Raw genomic sequence first — 16,192 nt, 5'->3', positions numbered from 1 at the left:
GCCGGTCCCGTCCGATGGGGAACACTGAGCCCATGAGAGACATCGTTTTCACGCGCGCGAGCGGCTGGATCCCGAACGTGATCCGCGAGGACGGTGAACTCAGGCTGATGCTCGGCGCCGGGGCCGACGCCAACCACGAGCCCCGCACGTTCACCTTCTCGATCGGCGAAACCCATCTCGTGGTGATCCGTGAGGACCTGGCCAGACACCTGCTGCTGTGGAGCGCGGTCCTTCCGCTGTGCGACGAGGCCGGGACCCGGGGCCCACTCGACGAGGCCGCTGCCGTCGCGCTCCTGGACCCGATCCTCCTCTCCGAGCCGGCGGACGTCGACGCGTTCTTCCGGCGCATCCCCTGGGACAAGGGCCGGCTCATCGCCCATGGGGCCGACATCGATCTGCTCGAGCGCGGTCAGGTCTGCGCGGCGATGCGCGCGGCGACGGAGACGTCCGACGGCAAGCGGGCTCAGAAGTACCACGCGGACCGCCGTCGCGCCGAGCGCGGAGTGGTGCTCGGTCCGCTCGACGCCGCGATCCTGAAGTACACGGGCCAGTACCTGCACGGCGCGACCGTTCCGAGGCGGACGCCCGATGCCGTCGACCCCACGCTGCTGCCGGAGGTCATGCGGGTGATCGCGACCGCGGAGCAGGCGTGCGCCGGGATGCGGATCGGCCGCGATCCGCGACGGGGGAAGCGGGCCACGGACAAGCGCGACTGGGACCGGATGACGACGGCGGTCGACGCGGCCGTGCGCCGCGCACACCCCGAGCTCGTCGATGACGCGCTGCGTACGGTCAGCTTCCTGATGTGCTCGGAGGCAGCGGACCGCTCAAGGAGCGCACCCATGGACGATGAGGAGGAGCCCGCCGACGGCCTCGCACGCGCCGGTGGGGGCGCGAGGAGGACGGCCCTGTCGTTCACCGACGACAAGGGCGCCGAGAAGAAGTGGCGCCCGGGCGGATCCCGCACCGCCACCGCGGAGTTCTGGGAGTTCGTCGGTGATCGCTCCGCCTCGGACAACGAGGTGTTCACCATCGAGGACGAGGAGAAGGGCGAAGGGATCCAGCTCCACTTCTACGCGGACTCCATCGCCCGGATCACGACGGTGCGCAAGGGGAGAGGCGGGGCGGATCCGGAGTACCGGGTCGAGTACAGCCTGGTCGACGGGATGGGCGGGTACCGCAAGCTGGTGAGCGCCTTCGTCCGCGGCGGCTGCGCCGCACTCGAACAGCACGGCCCGTGGATGCCGGACGCCGCCGAGTTCGAGCGCGCGCGCCGGCAGCGCGACGCCCGGTAGAGCCGGCGGGAGCGCGCGTGCGAACCGTCCGAAGGACCGCTGCGGCCGAGTGAGGGCGTCCGCACGCGCCGTCGGAAGGACCGGCGGAGCAGCGGTTCCGGGAGTTCCGCGCTCCGGCCGACGCAGCCATGTTCGAGGCGGGCTCGCGGGCGGATGAGTACGGCTGTCCCGTGAACGGCTGCCCGGGAGAGGGGCGGGCACGCGAGCGTGGACGAGGCGGGTGCGCGGTCACCGGACGTCCTTCCGGTCGCCCAGTGCGCTACGTCCTTCCGGTTGCCCAGGGCGCTGACGCGCTCGGGTGCCGGTGGCCATGCGTGCATCGCCGAAGGCCGGGTAGGCGGCAGCGCAAGCCGCAACCGAGTGAAAGAAGGATGATCTCCATGTCCTCCTCCCTCGTCGAGACCGTCGACATCAAGGCGCCCCTCGCCGTCACGTGGGCCCTGTGGAGCGACGTGACGCAGTGGCCGAAGTTCCTGAGCCACGTCCGCCGCGTCGACCCGATGGACGAGCGCCGGTTCTCCTGGCAGTTGTCCCTGCCGGGCGCCGACAAGGGCTTCGTCGCGGAGCTCACCGAGGTCGTCCCGCAGGACCGCATCGCCTGGAAGACCATCGAGGGTGTGCACCACGCCGGTGTGGTCACGTTCCACCGGCTCGACGACACATCGAGCCGGGTCGCCCTGCAGATCGAGTACGACCCCAACGGCTTCGTGGAGCACCTCGGTGCCTTGACGAACCTCGATTCGGTTTTGGCCAACTACGACCTGGGCGAGTTCCAGAAGCTGGCCGAGGCGACGGCGGCGGGCGACGGTCCCCGGGGGCTGTGACCCCTGGGGCGCCTCCCGCCGCACGGCAGCGGCCCGTACACACCCGGGGTGTGTACGGGCCGCTGCCGTGCGGGCGTCCGTACCCCGTGCAACGGGGAGCCCGTTTCGCCCGTCGGCCGTCTCTTTGTGTGGACGGGGGTTGTCGCCGGAGGGGGGGAACAGGTGGGATGATCCCCATGAAGAAAGCGCTTTCCCCGCTCTCCGCCGAACCCCTGGCACCCTTCGACCACCTCGATCACCGCTACCGCGGCGAGAACCCGGTCCGTACCCTCGGCCACCTCTTCCGGCCCGACCGCGGCCGACTGGCCCTGGCGGTCGCCATCTTCGTCGTGAAGCACAGCCCCATCTGGCTGCTGCCACTGATCACCGCGACCGTCCTCGACGTGGTCGTCGAGCACGGTCCCGAGTCGGGGATCTGGAAGTCCGCCGGCGTCCTGCTGTTCATCCTCGTGATCAACTATCCGCTCCACCAGTGGTACGTCCGCTTCCTCGGCGGGAGCATCCGCCGCATGGGCATCACCCTGCGCTCGGCGCTGTGCCGGCGGATGCAGCAGCTCTCCATCGGCTACCACTCGCGGGTCAGTTCGAGCGTGCTCCAGGCCAAGGTCGTCCGCGATGTGGAGGCCGTGGAGCAAATGGTGCAGCAGAGCTCCGACATGGGGCTCGGAGCCGTCGTCACGCTGATCGGCGGACTCGTCGTCATCGGCGTACGCGTGCCCGAATTCCTGCCCGTCTTCCTCGTCGTGGTGCCCGCCGCGGGCTTCCTGGTCATGAAGCTGCGCGGGCGGCTGCGCAGCCACAACGAGTCCTTCCGCCGCGAGGTCGAACAACTCTCCTCCCGCGTCGGCGAGATGACCACCCTCATCCCCATCACCCGCGCCCACGGCCTCGAAAGGACCGCGCTCGGCAGGGTCGACGGCTCACTGCGTCAGGTGTTCGCGGCCGGGCTGCGTCTGGACATGATCAACGGCCGCTTCGGCTCGCTGGCCTGGGTCATCCTGAACACGCTCGGCGTCCTGTGTCTCACGGGGTCCGCCCTTGTCTCGTACCACGGCTGGATGGCGATCACCGCCGGTGACGTGGTGATGCTCAGCGCGTTCTTCACCGTGCTGACAGGCTCGGTGACGACTCTTCTGGGTCTGGCCCCCATCCTCACCAAGGGCCTCGAGTCGGTGCGTTCGGCGGGCGAGGTGCTCCAGGCGCCCGACCTGGAGAACAACGCCGGCAAGGCCCGGGTGGAGAGCGTCACGGGCCGGATCGACTTCGAGGGTGTCGGATTCGCCTACGACGGGGAGCCCGCGGTCGAGGGGTTCACCCTGTCCGCGCGGCCCGGCGAGACCATCGCGCTGGTCGGAGCCTCGGGGGCGGGCAAGTCGACGGTCCTCAACCTGCTCATCGGCTTCATCCGGCCGACCTCCGGCCGCATCCTGCTCGACGGAACCGACATGGCCGGCCTCGATCTCCGCACCTACCGGCGCTTCCTGTCGGTGGTGCCGCAGGAGTCCATCCTGTTCGAGGGCAGCATCCGCGACAACGTCACGTACGGCATGGGTGACACGGACGAGGAGACGCTGATGCGTGCTCTCCGGGACGCCAACGCGCTGGAGTTCGTGGAAGGCCTGCCGCAGGGCCTGGAGACGGTCATCGGGGAGCGTGGCGCGCAGTTGTCGGGCGGTCAGAAGCAGCGGCTGGCCATCGCCCGGGCGCTGATCCGCGATCCGCGGGTGCTGGTGCTCGACGAAGCCACCTCCGCGCTCGACAACCGCTCCGAAGCGCTCGTCCAGGAGGCCCTGACGCGGCTCGTGCACGGCAGGACCGTCTTCGTCGTCGCCCACCGGCTCTCCACGATCCAGGGCGCCGACCGCATCGTGGCCATGGAGGGAGGCAGGATCGCCGAGGTGGGAACGCACGAGGAACTGCTCGGTACCGGCGGTGTGTACGCGGGGCTCCAGCCGGCCCAGCCGAGGTGACGACGGAGGTTCCCGGAGCCGGAGCCGGAGCCGGAGCCGGAGCCCGGCGGCCTGCGGCGTCCTGACGCGCGGGTCGCCCCGGCCGGCCCCGCGAGGAAGGCGGCCACCACCTCGCCCGGGCCGCGCCCCGCGTCACGCAGTGAAGAGTGACGGGGCATGGCCACGCCGGGCCCTCAACGGTCCGGCGGCCGGACGATCGTGAACACGGCACCCTCCGGGTCCGCCACCGTGGCCAGTCTCCCCGTCGACCCCTCACGCGGTGGCTGGAGTACGCGTCCGCCGAGCTCCACCACACGTGCCGCGGTCTCGTCGGTGTCGGCCACCTGGAAGTAGGTCATCCAGTGCGGACCCCTGTCGCGTGGCAGGGCATGCCCCACGCCGTGCAGGGCGGCAACGGGGCGGCCCTGGAGGTGCAGCGTCTGGTAGTCGAAATCGGCCGAGACGACCGCCTCGATCTCGAACCCGAAGACGGCCTGGTAGAACTTCGCGACCGACGAGGTCTCGCGCGTCACCAGTTCGTTCCACACCGGGGTGCCGGGTGTGCCCGCGAGGGCCGTACCGAGGTGCTCGGCGGCCTGCCAGATGCCGAACACCGCTCCGCCCGGGTCGGAGGCGATCGCGAGCCGGCCGGCGTCCCCGGCGTCGAGCGGACCGACCGCCACCGTCCCGCCGCAGGAACGGATCGCCTCCGCCGTGGCGTCCGCGTCGACCGTGGCGAGATAGGTCGTCCAGGCGACGGGCAGGTGCCGGTCCGGCGGCAACTGCCCGATGCCCGCAACCTCCTTGCCGTTCAACAGGGCCCTGACGTAAGGCCCCAGTTGTTCGGGCCCGGGCCGGAACTCCCAGCCGAACAGCGTGCTGTAGAACTCCTGCGTGGCGGTCAGGCCGTGCACGATCAGACTCACCCAGCACGGTGCTCCGGGCGGGCGCCGGGTGGCAGCCTCGGTCATCTTCTTCTCTCTCCTCGTACCATCGGGGTGGCCGTACGGGGGGACGGGAACTGCACGGCGTCCAGGGGTACGGATACGGGTGCACACGCTCCGTGCAGATGCTTGCACCCCTCAGGCCCCGAGGCACCCCGGCCGCGCCGCGTTTCGGGGCTTCCGATTGTCCCGAAGTCCGTTTTGAGGCGGTACATGCGTATCGGTGGGGCGCCGGGCTGGGGGGGTCGCTGCGCGAAGATGGCCCCCATGAAGCCCATCATCACCGCATCCGAATACCAGAGCGAGTCGACCGGCCCGCGCCCGCCGGTGCTCCTGGACGTCCGCTGGCAGCTCGGCGGCCCGCACGGCCGTGCCGCTTACGAAGCCGGGCACCTCCCGGGAGCGGTGTTCGTCGATCTGGACGCGGAGCTCGCCGGACCGCCCGGAAGCGGCGGCCGTCACCCCCTGCCCGACCCGGAGGCCTTCGGGGCCGTCATGCGGCGCGCCGGAGTGCGCCGGGACGCCCCGGTGGTGGTCTACGACGGCGGCCAGGGCTGGGCCGCCGCCCGCGCCTGGTGGCTCCTGCGGTGGACCGGTCACGCGGACGTCCGCGTCCTGGACGGCGGTCTCGCCGCGTGGACCGGTGAGCTCACCACCACGATCCCGGCGCCCGCCGAGGGGGACTTCCGGCCCCAGCCGGGAGCGCTCGGGCTGCTGGACGCGGACGGGGCCGCGGAACTGGCCCGCTCCGGCCTGCTGCTCGACGCGCGTGCCGCGGAGCGCTACCGCGGGGACGTGGAGCCGATCGACCGCGTCGGCGGTCACATCCCGGGCGCGGTGTCCGCCCCGACCAGCGAGAACGTCGACGCGGAGGGCCGCTTCCTGGCCGCCGGAACGCTCGCCTCCCGGTTCTCGGCCCTGGGCGCCGACGGCACGACCGAGGTCGGCGTCTACTGCGGCTCCGGTGTCTCGGGCGCCCACGAGGTGCTGGCGCTGGAGATCGCCGGGCAGCGGGCCGCGCTGTACGCCGGCTCCTGGTCGGAGTGGTCCGCGGACGAGTCCCGCCCCGTCGCCACCGGTCCGGCCCCGCACTGACAGAGAGGGTGACGGCCGGCTGTACGTCCCGGACCTCCGAGCCCAGGGCGCCTCGAGCGTCCCGGTGAGGGACCGCGGCGTCCGTGCACGCAAAGGAGCGAGGGCCCGGACGCCTCGGCGTGCGGGCCCTCGCCCAGGTCACGGAAGATCCGTCCGGGACCTCAGTCCTGCTTCTTACGGCGGGTGCCGAAGACGATCTCGTCCCAGCTCGGCACCGCCGCCCGGCGACCCGGGCGCACCCCGTCCGCCTCGGCCTGCCGGTCCGTGGTTCCGGTCAGCCGGTCGCGGTGGCCGGCCACGGCGCGAGGCATCAGCACATCCGCGTAGGCGGAACCGGCACCGGCGGACGCCGCCGCGGCCGGAGGTTCGTCCGCCTCGGGCTCCTCCTGCGAGGCGGGCTCGAGCGCGGGCGGTTCCGGCTGCGAGGGCCGTTCCGGCACGACCATGTCCCCGCGGAAGCTGGGTACCGCCTCCAGCAGGCTGGTCAGCGAGTCGCGCTCACCGGCGGACACACCGCTCACCCGCTCCTCCGGTTCGACGGGGGAGGGGGAGGGGCGCTCGATCTGGCGGTCGAGAGCCCGGTCCAGCGGCCGGTCGCGGGGCAGCCGCGCGATCCGGGGCACGAACGGGAAGCTCGGCTCCGGCGCCGCGACGTCGTCGGTCTCGCCGATCAGCGAGCGCGCCTCCTCGTCCACGGCCTGGACCAGGCGGCGCGGCGGGTCGTACGTCCAGCTCGCGGAGTGCGGCTCGCCCGCGACGCGGTAGACCAGGAGGACCTCCCAGGTGCCGTCGTCCCGGCGCCACGAGTCCCACTGGACGGTCTCCCGGTCGGCTCCGCGCAGCAGGAGGCGCTCCTGCACCGCCTCGCCGAGCTGAGGGCCGGTGTTCTCGCCCGGGCGTCGCACCGGAGTCTTCCGGGCCCGCTCGGCCATGAAGGCACGCTCCGCGAGCACAGGGCCCTCGAAGCGGCGTACCCGGTCCACCGGGATGCCGGCGAACTGGGCGACCTCCTCGGCGGAGGCGCCTGCGCGTATCCGCGCCTGGATGTCGCGGGGGCGGAGATGGCTCTCCACCTCGATCTCGATCTGGCCGAGCCGGGCGCGGTCGTTGCGCACGGCGGCACGCAGCCGCTCATCGATCGGAAGCGTGTACTCCGTGCTGTCCGCAGCCTTGAGCACCAGTCGTGTGCCGTCGTTCGAGACGGCCACGACACGCAGTTCGGGCATGGGAACCTCCCGGGTGGTGCCTGCCGACGTCACGTGCGTCGCTGCTTCCGCTAGTCGAGTGTGACCTGCCCGGGTTCAGCCTGCCACAACCTTGCCAAGTTACCCGGCGTGTCGGGCCTTGGCCCTGGACCGCCGCGATGGCACGGTTACCTGTTCACAACGCGGAGCGACCGGTTGGTCGCTCCATGTAGCAGGCGCCCGTGCGATGCCGCGGCGCCGCCGGTTCGGGTGCCTTTCGGCTCCCTCCCGTAGGTTCCGGATACCCGTGTGGGAGTCCGGCCCCAGGGCTCGCCACAGTACTCCATTCGGGCCACCAGGGTGGACGGCGCGCCGTCCAAGTTCTCACCGGGTACGGGAGTTGGGTACCCCGCCGTCCGTGACATGCCCTTGGCGCGTGTGCTGCTTCACAAAATCTCCAGAAATGGAACTATCTGATTCGCTCAAATGTCCCTTCCTGGTGCAAGGTGGGGTAGTTGTCGAGCAGGGGCTGATCATGGTTCAGAAGCCGCAGAGTGATGCGGAACGCAAGGAAAGGCGCATAGATCTGAGCCTGCCGCAGGTGGCGGGCAGCGCGGTCGCCGCGGTGGCGGCGGCGGTGATGGCCTCGCAGCTCGGTGTGTACGGGACGATCGCGGGCGCCGGCGTGATGAGCGTGGTGGCCACCTGCGGGGGATCCGTCTTCCAGCACTTCTTCCGCCGCACGGGCGAGCAGATCCGTGAAGTCACCGTCCAGGTGAAGCATCCGGCGGGCCGTCAGGTCACGGTGCGCACGCGCGAGACGACGCCCGCGCCGCGGCGGCCCGAGGACGACCCGACGACGTTGCTGCGCGCGGTGGAACCCCACGCGGAGTCCACCACGGTGCTGCACGCGGTCGAACCCGGCGCGGACCCCACCACGGTGCTGCGCCGCGCCAGGCCCGGCGACCTGGACGCCACGACGCTGCTCGGGCAGGTCCCCCGGGACGCGGGCCCCGGCGGCCCGCACTCCGGTGTGCCGGGTCCCAAGGGAGCGCTGCCGGACGACGCCTATTCCGATGCCCGTACGCACGGCACCCGCGTCCGCGGATGGAAGCGCTCGGCGCTCGCCGCCACCGGCGTATTCGTCCTGTCCATGGCAGGAATCACGGTGTACGAACTGGCCTCGGGGCACGACCTCGGGGGCAACGGAGGCACGACCGTCGGTTCGGTCGTGCGCGGCGACAGCGGTGCGGGGGCGACCTCGCCCGAACCCTCGTCCGACACGGGCGGCACCGGCGAGGAGGGGAACGGCGACGACGGGGGCCGCCCGGACGGAGGGGAGGCGACCACGCCCGGTACGGACACGGGGGACGGGCGGAGCGCGCAGCCCGGCACGACCGGTGGCGACGGTTCGACGGCGGACCCCACCCCGACGCCTTCCGTCTCCGGCGGTGCGACACCGGAGACCACCGCCCCCGCGACACCTGGCGAGGACGCTCCGTCGGTCGCGCCGGACCCCACGGTGACCGACGGGGCCCCGGCCCAGGAGGACGGCGCGGCAGGAGCGGACGCGGAGCGGTGACCGGCTGACCCCTCCAGCCGCCCCCGGCTCAGGCGCGGCGCCGGTCCCTTCGCGGCGCGGCGGCCGGTGGCGGCGCGGTCAGTCCCCGAGCACCCGGCGCAGGTAGTCGTTGGCGAACAGCCGGCCCGGGTCGAGCCGGTCGCGCAGTGCGGTGAACTCGCCGAACCGGGGGTAGGTGCCCGCGAGGGCGGCGGCGTCCCGGGTGTGGATCTTGCCCCAGTGCGGCCGGCCGTCGTAGCCCGTCATGATGCGCTCGACGGCGGTGAAGTACGCCTGGTAGGGCGTGCCCCGGTACATGTGCACCGCGATGTAGGCGCTCTCCCGGCCGGAGGCGGTGGAGAGCGTGATGTCGTCCGCCGGAGCCGTGCGCACCTCGACGGGGAAGCTGATCCGTAGCGGCGAGCGCTCGACCATGTCCTTGAGTTCGCGCAGCGCCTCGACCGCGGCCTCGCGCGGCAGGGCGTACTCCATCTCGACGAAGCGCACCCGCCGGGGGCTGGTGAACACCTTGTACGGGATATCGGTGTACGTGCGCGCCGACAGTGCGCGGCTGGAGAGCGCGGCTATGGAGGGGATGGCGGCGGGGACCGCCCGGCCCACCGAACACGCGACCTGGAAGATCCCGTTGGAGAGCAGCTCGTCCTCGATCCAGCCGCTGACCCGGCCGGGAGGGGCCGCAGGGCCCGCGCTGCGGTTGTTGCGCTTGGTGTTGCAGTTCCCGGTGTGCGGGAACCAGTAGAACTCGAAGTGCTCGTTCTCGGCGACCAGCTGATCGAAATCCGTTGTGACCCGGTCGAAGGTCATCGGCTCCTCGCGGGCCGTCAGGAGGAAGACCGGTTCCACCGCGAAGGTGAGGGCCGTGATCACGCCGAGCGCCCCGAGCCCCACGCGCGCCGCGGCGAAGACGTCCGCGTGCTCGTCGGCGGAGCAGCGCAGCACCGTGCCGTCGGCCGTGACCAGCTCCAGGCCGCGTATCTGGGCGGCGATCGAAGCGGAGTCCCGGCCGGTGCCGTGGGTGCCCGTCGAGGTGGCCCCGGCGACCGTCTGTTCCATGATGTCGCCCATGTTGGTGAGGGAGAGCCCCTCGCGGGCGAGCGCGGCGTTGAGCCGCTTCAGCGGGGTGCCCGCCTCGACCGTGACGGTCATGGCCGTACGGTCGATGTCCCGGATGCCGGTCAGCAGGTCCGGGCGCACGAGGACCCCGGAGGTGGCGGCGGTCGCCGTGAACGAATGGCCGGTGCCGACGGGCTTGACGGTCAGACCGTCCTCGGACGCCCTGCGGAGCACCTCGGCGAGCTCGCCGACGGAGGCCGGGGACGCCACGCGCGCGGGCCGGGCACTGACGTTGCCCGCCCAGTTACGCCACGTGCTCGTCGTCCGTGCGTAGGTGTCGGTCATCTTCCCCGCGCCCTCCCCTAGGAGCCGGCCCCGCGAGCCGGCGATACCCCAGGAACGCCACCGCGGCCGCGAGCGCTCCCGCCACGGCGGGCACCGCGTACCCCGCCTCGGCCCCCGAGGCGTCGACCACCCAGCCCGCGGCGGAGGAGCCGAGCGCCACTCCGACCGCGAGTCCGGTACTGGTCCAGGTCATGCCCTCGGTGAGCTGCGTGCGCGGTACGTGCTGTTCGACGAGGGCCATGGTGGTGACCATCGTCGGTGCGATGGCGAGGCCCGCGACAAAGAGCGCCACGGCCAGGAACGGCAGGCTCCCGGCCAGTTGGAGGGGGATCATACTCACGGCCATCGCACACACCCCCACCAGCCACCGGGTGGACGGCTTGCCCCGCAGGTGCAGCAGCCCGAAGACGGCTCCCGCGAGACAGGAACCGAGCGCGTAGACCGCCAGCACGAGGCTCGCCGCCGCCTTGTGGCCGAGCTCCTCGGCGAAGGCCACCGTCACCACGTCCACCGCCCCGAAGATCGCCCCGGTGGCGACGAACGTGACCACCAGCACCTGGAGCCCGGACGAACGCAGCGCCGATCCGCCCGTGTGGTGCTCCTTGGGGTGCGGCCTGGGCTCGGTGGCGCGCTGGGCCGTCAGCCAGAAGACGCCGATCACCAGGAACACCCCGGCGATCAGCGGTCCGGCCTCCGGGAACCAGGCGGTGGACAGGCCGATGGAGACGATCGGCCCGAAGATGAAGCACACCTCGTCGACGATCGACTCCCAGGAGTACGCGGCGTGCAGCTGCCGGCCCGAGCCCCGGTAGATCTCCGCCCAGCGGGCCCGGACCATCGAGCCCACGCTGGGGACGCAGCCGGCGCCCGCCGCGAAGACGAACAGCGTCCAGTCGGGCAGCCGCTGCTGCGCACAGACCAGCAGCCCCGCGACCGACGCGGCGGCGAACAGGGTGAAGGGGCGCAGTACACGGCGCTGCCCGTGGCGGTCGACCAGCCGGGACACCTGCGGCCCCACGACCGCTGCCGCCATCGCGAGCGTCGCCGACAGCGCACCCGCCAGCCCGTAACGGCCGGTGAGCTGGGAGATCATCGTGACGACGCCGATCCCCATCATGGACAGCGGCATCCGCCCGAAGAATCCGGCCGCCGAGAATTCCCGGGCGCCGGGGGCGGCGAAGATGGCGCGGTAGGGGCTGGGCAAGGGAGAGCTCCGGTGAAGCCTGACAGGTGTACGGGGGGCCGATACAGCTTACGGGCGCCCACCGAACGTCCATGACGCGCCGACGGCGGTTGCCGGGCTGTCGGAGGGGGGTGGCAGGATCGGGTGCATGTCCGATCTGCGCGGTCCCGCTCCTTACGACGCTCTGCTGCTGCTCTCCTTCGGTGGTCCCGAAGGCCCCGACGACGTGGTCCCGTTCCTGCAGAACGTGACGCGTGGCCGGGGCATCCCCGAGGAGCGGCTCAAAGAGGTCGGCAAGCACTACTTCCTCTTCGGCGGCGTGAGCCCGATCAACGCGCAGAACAGGGCCCTGCTCGACGCGCTGCGCAAGGACTTCGCGGAGAACGGCCTGGAGATCCCGGTGTACTGGGGCAACCGCAACTGGGCTCCGTACCTCACCGACACCCTCCGCGAGATGGTCGCCGACGGCCGTCGGCGCATCGCCGTGCTCGCCACGAGCGCCTACGCCTCGTACTCCGGCTGCCGCCAGTACCGCGAGAACCTCGCGGAATCACTGTCCGTGCTGGAGGCCGAGGGACTCCCCGTGCCCCGCGTGGACAAGCTGCGGCACTACTTCAACCACCCCGGCTTCGTACGGCCCATGATCGACGGCGTGCTGGACTCGCTGGCCGGCCTGCCCGAGGACGTGAGGGCGGGGGCGCACCTCGCGTTCACCACGCACTCCATCCCGACCTCCGCCGCCGACACCTCCGGGCCGGTGGAGACGCACGGCGACGGCGGTTCCTACGTGGCCGAGCACCTGGACGTCGCCCGGCTGATCGCCGAGGCCGTGCGCGAGGAGACCGGCGTCGACCACCCCTGGCAGCTCGTCTACCAGTCGCGCAGCGGCGCACCGCACATCCCCTGGCTGGAGCCCGACATCTGCGACCACCTGGAGACCCTGCACGGCGAGGGCGTCCCCGCGGTCGTGATGGCCCCCATCGGCTTCGTCTCGGACCACATGGAGGTCCTCTACGACCTCGACACCGAGGCCACGGCCAAGGCGGCCGAGCTGGGGCTGCCGGTGCGCCGGTCGGCGACGGTGGGCGCCGACCCCCGGTTCGCCGCGGCCGTGCGTGAACTCCTCCTGGAACGCGCCGCCGCCGAGCAGGAGCGCCCGGTCGCGCCGTGCGCCCTGGGTGCCCTCGGCCCCTCCCACGACCTCTGCCCGGTCGGCTGCTGCCCGGCCAGGGCCCCCAAGCCGGCCGCCGCGGGAGCCGACAGCCCCTTCTGACGACCCTGCCGCCCCGGGGACGGCCCAGCCGCCGTCCCCGGGCGCGAAAGCCCGCCCGTGCCCGCCGTCCGCGTGAGCCGACAGCCCGTCCGGCCCCGCGACACCACCTCTGGAGCGCTGTGACCGACCCCCTCCTGCCCGAACTGCTCGACCTCGCCCTGGAAGCGGCCCGCCGGGCCGGAGCCCTGCTGCGGGACGGCCGCCCCGCCGACCTGGGGGTGGCCGCGACGAAGTCCAGCCCCATCGACGTGGTCACCGAGATGGACATCCGGGCGGAGAAGCTGATCACCGGCTACCTCTCCGAGCACCGGCCCGCCGACGGCTTCCTCGGCGAGGAGGGGGCGAGCGCCGAAGGCACCAGCGGCATCCGCTGGGTCATCGACCCGCTCGACGGCACGGTGAACTACCTCTACGGCCTGCCCACCTGGTCCGTCTCCATCGCCGCCGAGCGCGACGGCGAACGGGTCGTGGGGGTGGTCGAGGCCCCGATGAGGCGCGAGACGTTCCACGCGGTCCTCGGCGGCGGCGCCTACGGCAACGGGCAGGCGCTGCGCTGCCGCCCCACTGCACCCCTCGACCAGGCCCTCGTGTCGACCGGTTTCAACTACGTCACCGAGGTACGCACCCACCAGGCGGCCGTCGCCCAGCAGCTGATCCCGCGGCTGCGCGACATCCGTCGCGGGGGATCCGCCGCCATCGAGCTGTGCGACGTCGCGGCCGGCCGGCTCGACGGCTACTACGAGCGCGGGCTGCACCCGTGGGACGTGGCGGCCGGCGATCTCATCGCACGCGAAGCCGGTGCGCTCACCGGCGGCCGGCCCGGCCTGCCCGCCGACAACGACCTCACCGTCGCCGCGACCCCCGGCGTGTTCGAGCCCCTGCAGGCGATCCTGGAGGAACTGGGTGCCTGGCACGACTGAGCCCCCCTGTCGATGGCCCTGACGGCACCGTGGGGAGCCCAGGACACGAGAAGGCCCCGGGAGAGTGCCAGTGCGGCTCCCGGGGCCTTCTCGTGGCGGCTCAGACGCTTGTGGCGCTGATTTCGACGCCGTGCTCGGCGGCGAGACGGTGCAGGTCGTCGAGCTCTCCCTGCTCGACGTCCGCGAGGAAGTCGTCGCCCGTCTCGCGAGCCCTGGTGAGGTCGGACTCGGTGGTCTTGATTCGTTGCAGCAGACCTGCGGTGAAAGCGTCCATGTAGCGCCCCCTCATCGTGGGTCGGTGGCACGGGGGTGTGCCCGGAGATCCCCGGCGCTGAGACCGGGTGCGGGTGATCACGCAGTCCCTCTGGATGCGGGACGGGCTGTGGTACGCCCCATGCAGGGCGTGATCGCGGGTGTGAGGTCGTCCTCCCCGTGGGCGGCCCGCGAGAAACCTCAACTTGCATAGGAATCCGATCAATTCCCCGGAGTGGCGGCCGTCCCCGCGTCGTCTTACCGCCGGTTTATGCGCGTTACGGGCAGGATGGACGCGCACAGTCGGTGCCGCTGACGTGCAGCGAGCGGCCGGAACGAGGGCCGCTCGCCGTATTTCTGGATCTAGGGAAGGACTGCGCCGTGCGCGTACTCGTCGTCGAGGACGAGCAGCTGCTCGCCGATGCGGTGGCCACCGGACTGCGCCGGGAGGCCATGGCCGTCGACGTCGTCTACGACGGGGCCGCGGCTCTCGAACGCGTCGGTGTCAACGACTACGACGTCGTCGTGCTGGACCGGGACCTCCCCCTGGTGCACGGCGACGACGTCTGCCGGAAGATCGTCGAGCTCGGCATGCCCACCCGGGTGCTCATGCTCACCGCGTCCGGCGACGTCAGCGACCGGGTCGAGGGCCTGGAGCTCGGGGCTGACGACTACCTGCCCAAGCCCTTCGCCTTCAGCGAGCTGACCGCGCGGGTGCGCGCCCTGGGGCGCCGTACGACCGTCGCGCTGCCGCCCGTGCTGGAGCGGGCCGGGATCAAGCTGGACCCCAACCGCCGCGAGGTCTTCCGGGACGAGCAGGAGATCCAGCTCGCCCCGAAGGAGTTCGCCGTGCTCGAGGTCCTGATGCGCAGCGAGGGCGCGGTCGTCTCGGCCGAGCAGCTGCTGGAGAAGGCGTGGGACGAGAACACCGACCCGTTCACCAACGTCGTGCGGGTGACGGTCATGACCCTGCGCCGCAAGCTGGGCGAGCCACCTGTCATCGTCACCGTCCCCGGCTCCGGCTACCGGATCTGAGGGCGTGATGGCAGCCTCCCCGAGGCCTGTGAAGGCACCCCCCAAACCGACCTGGGAACCCAAGGCCCAGGAATCCCCGTACCCCTGGCTGCGCCCGACCATCCGGATACGGCTCACGCTGCTGTACGGCGGCATGTTCCTGATCGCGGGCATCCTGCTGCTGTCGATCATCTACATGCTGGCGGCGCAGGCGCTGCACGACGCCGGAGGGCTGGAATTCCAGGTCAAGGGCACGAACGTCCAGATCTCCAGCGACATGTGCCCCCAGCTCGCCTCGGCGCTGAACAACACCCAGCTCAACGAGATGATCAAGGACTGCACCGCCGCCCAGCGGCAGCACGCCCTCGACAGCCTCCTGAACAGGGCGCTGCTGGCCCTCGTGGGACTCAGCATCATCGCCTTCGCGTTCGGTTACGCGATGGCGGGCCGCGTCCTGTCCCCGCTGGGCAGGATCACCCGCACCGCCCGCAGGGTCGCCGGGACGGACCTGACCCGGCGGATCGAGCTGGACGGGCCCGACGACGAGCTCAAGGAGCTCGCCGACACCTTCGACGAGATGCTGGACCGCCTGGAGCGGGCCTTCACGGCGCAGCAGCGGTTCGTGGGGAACGCGTCGCACGAGCTGCGCACGCCGCTCGCGATCAACCGCACGCTGCTGGAGGTCCATCTCTCCGACCCGGAGGCTCCCACGGAGCTCCAGCAGCTCGGCAAGACGCTCCTGGCCACCAACGAGCGCAGTGAGCAGCTCGTGGAGGGGCTCCTGCTGCTGGCCCGCAGCGACAACCAGATCGTCGAACGCAAACCCGTGGACCTGGCCGAGGTGGCCGACCGCGCCATCGACCAGACCCGGTCGGAGGCGGCGGACAAGGGCGTCGAGATCCGCGGCGAGCGTGCCCCCGCGGTGGTGCAGGGCAACGGCGTGCTCCTGGAGCGCATCGCGCTGAACCTCGTGCAGAACGCCGTGCGCTACAACGTGGCGGAGGACGGCTGGGTGGAGGTCACCACCGAGCTCCAGCCCGGTCAGGCGCTCCTGGTGGTCTCGAACACCGGTCCCGTGGTCCCCGCCTACGAGATCGACAACCTCTTCGAGCCGTTCAGGCGGCTGCGTACGGAGCGCACGGGCAGCGACAAGGGGGTCGGGCTCGGCCTGTCGATCGCGCGGTCCGTCGCGCGGGCACACGGAGGCCGTATCATCGCGGAGCCCCGCGAGGGTGGTGGTCTCGTGATGCGCGTCACCCTGCCGGTCTGAGAGGCTTCA

The 16,192-nt window shown here is 71.8% G+C and carries 14 protein-coding genes; 9 read left to right on the top strand and 5 right to left on the bottom strand.

Going from position 1 to position 16,192, the window contains the following annotated elements; genetic code table 11:
* The first annotated feature begins 32 nt into the window (after nucleotides 1–32).
* The 3 genes from ACFYQ6_RS15770 to ACFYQ6_RS15760 all read left to right on the top strand — a co-directional run bounded on the left by ACFYQ6_RS15770 (nucleotide 33) and on the right by ACFYQ6_RS15760 (nucleotide 4,089).
* Nucleotides 33–1,295 (top strand): DUF6357 family protein, encoded by a 1,263-nt coding sequence (locus tag ACFYQ6_RS15770; protein ID WP_388763348.1) that lies wholly within the window; start codon nucleotides 33–35, stop codon nucleotides 1,293–1,295.
* A 380-nt stretch (nucleotides 1,296–1,675) separates the two neighbouring features.
* Nucleotides 1,676–2,119 carry an SRPBCC family protein gene (locus ACFYQ6_RS15765; RefSeq protein ID WP_361585195.1) on the top strand — a complete coding sequence of 148 codons (444 nt, stop codon included), beginning with the start codon at nucleotides 1,676–1,678 and terminating at the stop codon, nucleotides 2,117–2,119.
* 176 nt (nucleotides 2,120–2,295) lie between these two features.
* The gene (locus tag ACFYQ6_RS15760) at nucleotides 2,296–4,089 is read left to right on the top strand and encodes an ABC transporter ATP-binding protein (RefSeq protein WP_361575807.1); all 1,794 of its coding nucleotides are present in this window, start codon (nucleotides 2,296–2,298) and stop codon (nucleotides 4,087–4,089) included.
* Between the two features lie 173 nt (nucleotides 4,090–4,262).
* On the opposite strand, the gene ACFYQ6_RS15755 is transcribed toward ACFYQ6_RS15760, so the two are convergent.
* Nucleotides 4,263–5,039 (bottom strand): VOC family protein, encoded by a 777-nt coding sequence (locus ACFYQ6_RS15755; protein WP_361575810.1) that lies wholly within the window; start codon nucleotides 5,037–5,039, stop codon nucleotides 4,263–4,265.
* Between the two features lie 240 nt (nucleotides 5,040–5,279).
* Between ACFYQ6_RS15755 and ACFYQ6_RS15750 the strand changes: the two genes are divergently transcribed.
* Nucleotides 5,280–6,107 carry a sulfurtransferase gene (locus ACFYQ6_RS15750; protein WP_388763345.1) on the top strand — a complete coding sequence of 276 codons (828 nt, stop codon included), beginning with the start codon at nucleotides 5,280–5,282 and terminating at the stop codon, nucleotides 6,105–6,107.
* Nucleotides 6,108–6,268: 161 nt separating this feature from the next.
* Here the strand turns inward: ACFYQ6_RS15750 and sepH are convergent, their stop codons facing one another.
* Nucleotides 6,269–7,333: a septation protein SepH gene (gene sepH, locus ACFYQ6_RS15745; protein WP_361575816.1), complete on the bottom strand. Its 1,065-nt coding sequence runs from the start codon at nucleotides 7,331–7,333 to the stop codon at nucleotides 6,269–6,271.
* Nucleotides 7,334–7,826: 493 nt separating this feature from the next.
* Here sepH and ACFYQ6_RS15740 point away from each other — a divergent pair, with 493 nt between their 5' ends.
* The gene (locus ACFYQ6_RS15740) at nucleotides 7,827–8,873 is read left to right on the top strand and encodes a hypothetical protein (protein WP_388763343.1); all 1,047 of its coding nucleotides are present in this window, start codon (nucleotides 7,827–7,829) and stop codon (nucleotides 8,871–8,873) included.
* A 78-nt stretch (nucleotides 8,874–8,951) separates the two neighbouring features.
* Here ACFYQ6_RS15740 and ACFYQ6_RS15735 read toward each other — a convergent pair whose 3' ends face one another.
* Both ACFYQ6_RS15735 and ACFYQ6_RS15730 read right to left on the bottom strand, forming a co-directional pair.
* Complete coding sequence (locus ACFYQ6_RS15735; RefSeq protein WP_361575822.1) at nucleotides 8,952–10,271, bottom strand: D-arabinono-1,4-lactone oxidase; 1,320 nt, start codon at nucleotides 10,269–10,271, stop codon at nucleotides 8,952–8,954.
* The gene (locus tag ACFYQ6_RS15730) at nucleotides 10,231–11,475 is read right to left on the bottom strand and encodes an MFS transporter (RefSeq protein ID WP_388763341.1); all 1,245 of its coding nucleotides are present in this window, start codon (nucleotides 11,473–11,475) and stop codon (nucleotides 10,231–10,233) included. Before ACFYQ6_RS15730 ends, ACFYQ6_RS15735 begins: the two co-directional genes overlap by 41 nt.
* Nucleotides 11,476–11,602: 127 nt before the next feature.
* On the opposite strand from ACFYQ6_RS15730, the gene ACFYQ6_RS15725 reads away from it, so the two are divergent.
* Together ACFYQ6_RS15725 and ACFYQ6_RS15720 are read left to right on the top strand one after the other, a co-directional pair.
* A complete protein-coding gene (locus ACFYQ6_RS15725) occupies nucleotides 11,603–12,727 on the top strand; it encodes a ferrochelatase (protein ID WP_361575828.1) in 1,125 nt (374 codons plus the stop codon).
* 119 nt (nucleotides 12,728–12,846) lie between these two features.
* Entirely contained in the window at nucleotides 12,847–13,647 is an 801-nt protein-coding gene (locus ACFYQ6_RS15720; RefSeq protein ID WP_361575831.1) for an inositol monophosphatase family protein, read from the top strand.
* Between the two features lie 100 nt (nucleotides 13,648–13,747).
* On the opposite strand, the gene ACFYQ6_RS15715 is transcribed toward ACFYQ6_RS15720, so the two are convergent.
* A complete protein-coding gene (locus tag ACFYQ6_RS15715; protein WP_167359495.1) occupies nucleotides 13,748–13,921 on the bottom strand; it encodes a hypothetical protein in 174 nt (57 codons plus the stop codon).
* A gap of 359 nt (nucleotides 13,922–14,280) precedes the next feature.
* On the opposite strand from ACFYQ6_RS15715, the gene ACFYQ6_RS15710 reads away from it, so the two are divergent.
* Together ACFYQ6_RS15710 and ACFYQ6_RS15705 are read left to right on the top strand one after the other, a co-directional pair.
* Nucleotides 14,281–14,934 carry a response regulator transcription factor gene (locus tag ACFYQ6_RS15710; RefSeq protein ID WP_014153613.1) on the top strand — a complete coding sequence of 218 codons (654 nt, stop codon included), beginning with the start codon at nucleotides 14,281–14,283 and terminating at the stop codon, nucleotides 14,932–14,934.
* A gap of 7 nt (nucleotides 14,935–14,941) precedes the next feature.
* Complete coding sequence (locus ACFYQ6_RS15705) at nucleotides 14,942–16,183, top strand: sensor histidine kinase (RefSeq protein WP_388763338.1); 1,242 nt, start codon at nucleotides 14,942–14,944, stop codon at nucleotides 16,181–16,183.
* Nucleotides 16,184–16,192: the final 9 nt, after the last annotated feature.

The sequence above is a fragment of the Streptomyces sp. NPDC005494 genome (genome assembly GCF_042872025.1).
Taxonomy (GTDB): domain Bacteria; phylum Actinomycetota; class Actinomycetes; order Streptomycetales; family Streptomycetaceae; genus Streptomyces.
The sequence above is the reverse complement of the archived record's forward strand: the minus strand, read 5'-3'. Positions and strand labels throughout refer to the sequence as shown.